Here is a 3,375-nt window from a genome sequence, read left to right on the forward strand (position 1 = left end):
GGCCTATGTGCTGGACCATTGCGGCGCGCGCTTCGTCGTCTGCGGCGACCAGGAACAGGTGGACAAGGTGCTGGAGGTCGGCGCTCGCGCGCCCTCGGTCGAGCATATCGTCTATACCGACAAGCGCGGCATGCGGAAATACGACCATTCCCACATGAACGCGCTGGCCGATGTGCAGGCCGAGGGCCGCGCCGCCGAACAGCGGCTGGGCCACGAGCTTGAGGCGCGCATCGCCGCGCTGGGTTACGACGATACCTGCGTGATGCTGTATACTTCGGGCACCACCGGCAAGCCCAAGGGCGTGGTGCTGTCGAACCGCAACATCATCGAGACCGCCAAGAACAGCGCCGCCTTCGACCACCTGACCGCGGGCGAGGAAGTGCTGGCCTATCTGCCCATGGCCTGGGTGGGCGACTTCATCTTCTCGGTCGGGCAGGCCTATTGGGCCGGCTTTACGGTGAACTGCCCCGAGGGCGCGCATACGATGATGACCGACCTGCGCGAGATCGGGCCGACCTATTTCTTCGCCCCGCCGCGCGTCTTCGAGGGCCAGCTGACCTCGGTGATGATCCGCATGGAAGATGCCAGCCGCATCAAGCGCGGGCTGTTCCGGCATTTCATGGAGGTCGCCCGCCGCGTTGGCCCGGCATTGCTGGACGGCAAGCCGGTCGGCGGGCTGGACCGGCTGCGCTACCTGCTGGGCAACCTGCTGGTCTATGGTCCGCTGAAGAACACGCTGGGCTATTCCCGCATCCGCGTCGGCTATACCGCCGGCGAGGCGATCGGGCCCGAGATCTTCGACTTCTACCGCAGCCTCGGCATCAACCTGAAGCAGCTCTACGGCCAGACCGAAGCCTCGGTCTTCATCACCCAGCAGCCGGACGGGCAGGTGCGCTCGGACACGGTCGGCGTGCCGTCCCCTGGGGTCGAGCTGAAGATCGCCGAGAATGGCGAGGTGTTCTATCGCTCGCCCGGCACCTTCGTCGAATATTTCAACAATCCCGACAGCACCGCCTCGACCAAGGATGCCGAGGGCTGGGTGGCGACGGGCGATGCCGGTTTCTTCGAGGAGGCGACGGGCCACCTGCGCATCATCGACCGCGCCAAGGACGTGGGCCGCATGGCCGACGGCCGGATGTTCGCGCCGAAATATGTCGAGAACAAGCTGAAGTTCTATCCGAACATCCTGGAGGCGGTGGTCTTCGGCGCCGGCCGCGACATGTGCACCGCCTTCATCAACATCGACCTGACCGCGGTCGGTAACTGGGCCGAGCGCAACAACATCGCCTATGCCAGCTATCAGGAGCTTGCCGGTCATCCGCAGGTCTATGCCACCATCAAGGAACATGTCGAGGCGGTGAACGAATCCGTCGCCCAGGACCCGATGCTCTCGGGCTGCCAGATCCGCCGCTTCCTGGTGCTGCACAAGGAGCTGGATCCCGACGACGGCGAGATGACCCGCACCCGCAAGGTGCGCCGCAACATCATCGCCGAGAAATATGCCGATCTGATCGAGGCGCTCTATGACGGCCGCGACACGGTCAGCACCCGCACCGAGGTGACCTATGAGGACGGCCGCAAGGGCGAGATCCGCGCGACGCTGAAGATCGAGGACGCCAAGGTCCATCCCGTGACGCATTCGCACCGCAAACCAGCCGAGGCCGCAGCATGACATCCGAGAAACCCGCCTATGTTTCCGCCATCGCCTTCGGCATCGCCGGCATCGTCCTTGCCTGGCTGCTTTCAGCGATCCTTCCGGCATCGGTCTATCAGTATCTCTCGGGCGCCGTCGGTGCGATCTTCGGGGTGCTGCTGGTCTCGCGGCTCTGGCCGGGGCTGCCGTTCCGCGACAGCCTGATGTGGGGCGCGGCGCTGATCGCCTACAATATCGGCCTTTCGGTCCTGGAAAGGATCTGGTCATGAGCGCTGCCGCAGCCTCTTACGTCACAGCCGACGGCCGGCAGATCGGCGGCGTGCTGATGGACCTGAAAAACATCACCCTGCGCTTCGGCGGCGTGACGGCGATCAAGGACATCAGCTTCGACATCCGCGAGGGCGAGATCCGTGCCATCATCGGCCCGAACGGCGCCGGCAAGTCCTCGATGCTGAACGTGATCTCGGGCTTCTACGTCCCGCAAGAGGGCGAGATCTGGTTCAAGGGCTATCGCCGCGGCCCGATGAAACCCTATGAGGTGGCGCGGCTGGGCATCGCCCGCACCTTCCAGAACATCGCGCTGTTCGACGGCATGTCGGTCCTGGACAACATCATGACCGGGCGGCTGAACATGATGAAGGCGCCGCTCTGGTCGCAGGCCCTGTGGTGGGGCCGGGCCGAGCGCGAGGAGGTCGAGAACCGCGAGCAGGTCGAGAAGATCATCGACTTCCTGGAGATCCAGAACATCCGCAAGACGCCGGTCGGCCGGCTGCCTTACGGGCTGAAGAAGCGCGTCGAACTGGCGCGGGCGCTGGCGGCCGAGCCGAGGATCCTGCTGCTTGACGAGCCGATGGCCGGCATGAACGTCGAGGAGAAGGAGGACATGTGCCGCTTCATCCTCGACGTGAACGACGAATTCGGCACCACCATCGCGCTGATCGAGCACGACATGGGCGTGGTCATGGACCTCAGCGACCGGGTGGTGGTGATGGATTACGGACGCAAGATCGGCGACGGCACCCCCGACGAGGTGCGCAGCAATCCCGAGGTCATCAGCGCCTATCTTGGCGTGGCGCACGAATAAGGGGGCGGTGATGGAATTCCTCTATGCAAGCGAGGTCCTGCTGAACGGCCTGATGGCCGGGGTGATGTATTCGCTGGTCGCGCTGGGCTTCGTGCTGATCTACAAGGCCTCGGGCGTCTTCAACTATGCCCAGGGGGTGATGGCGCTGTTCGCGGCGATGACGCTGGTCGGCATCATGGAGGGCCGCGTGCCCTTCGCGCATCTGATCAACGCCGCCTTCGGCATGCACGTGTCGAGCTTCGGCTGGACGGTGCCGGGGCTGCTGGCCATCCTGCTGACGGCGCTGGTCATGGTCGGCCTCGCCATCGCCATCGAGAAGCTGGTGCTGAAGCATCTGGTCGGGCAGGAGCCGATCATCCTGTTCATGGCCACCATCGGCCTGGCCTGGTTCCTGGAAGGGCTCGGCGACGTGATGTGGGGCGCCGACGTCAAGGTGCTGGATGTCGGGCTGCCGCAGGGCATTTCGGAGACAGTCGAGACGGTGACCAACGACTGGCTGGGCTATGGCTTCTTCATCGACCGGCTGGACATCTGGGCAGCGGTGATCGCGGCAGTGCTGGTGGCGGCGCTGGTCGGCTTCTCGCAATATACCAAGCAGGGCCGGGCGATGCGCGCCGTGGCCGACGACCACCAGGCG

General features: G+C 64.9%; 3 protein-coding genes and 1 pseudogene. All 4 read left to right on the forward strand.

Annotated features, from left to right (window positions below):
* A partial coding sequence (locus tag AQY21_RS06230) for an AMP-binding protein (protein WP_058096895.1) occupies positions 1-1,672 on the forward strand: 1,672 nt, incomplete at its 5' end.
* The gene (locus AQY21_RS06235; protein WP_058096896.1) at positions 1,669-1,923 is read left to right on the forward strand and encodes a hypothetical protein; all 255 of its coding nucleotides are present in this window, start codon (positions 1,669-1,671) and stop codon (positions 1,921-1,923) included. The genes AQY21_RS06230 and AQY21_RS06235, both read left to right, overlap by 4 nt.
* Positions 1,920-2,738, forward strand: coding sequence for an ABC transporter ATP-binding protein (locus tag AQY21_RS06240; protein ID WP_058096897.1), 819 nt, complete (start codon positions 1,920-1,922; stop codon positions 2,736-2,738). Before AQY21_RS06235 ends, AQY21_RS06240 begins: the two co-directional genes overlap by 4 nt.
* A gap of 10 nt (positions 2,739-2,748) precedes the next feature.
* Positions 2,749-3,375 (forward strand): annotated as a pseudogene (locus AQY21_RS06245) (branched-chain amino acid ABC transporter permease); the annotation flags it as partial.

This window comes from Paracoccus sp. MKU1 (genome assembly GCF_001447385.1).
Taxonomy (GTDB): Bacteria; Pseudomonadota; Alphaproteobacteria; order Rhodobacterales; family Rhodobacteraceae; genus Paracoccus.

Excerpts from the sequence above, each read along its gene's own strand:
- AQY21_RS06235 (WP_058096896.1), top strand. The coding sequence starts at position 1,669 with ATGACATCCGAGAAACCCGCCTATGTTTCCGCCATCGCCTTCGGCATC.
- AQY21_RS06240 (WP_058096897.1), top strand. The coding sequence starts at position 1,920 with ATGAGCGCTGCCGCAGCCTCTTACGTCACAGCCGACGGCCGGCAGATC.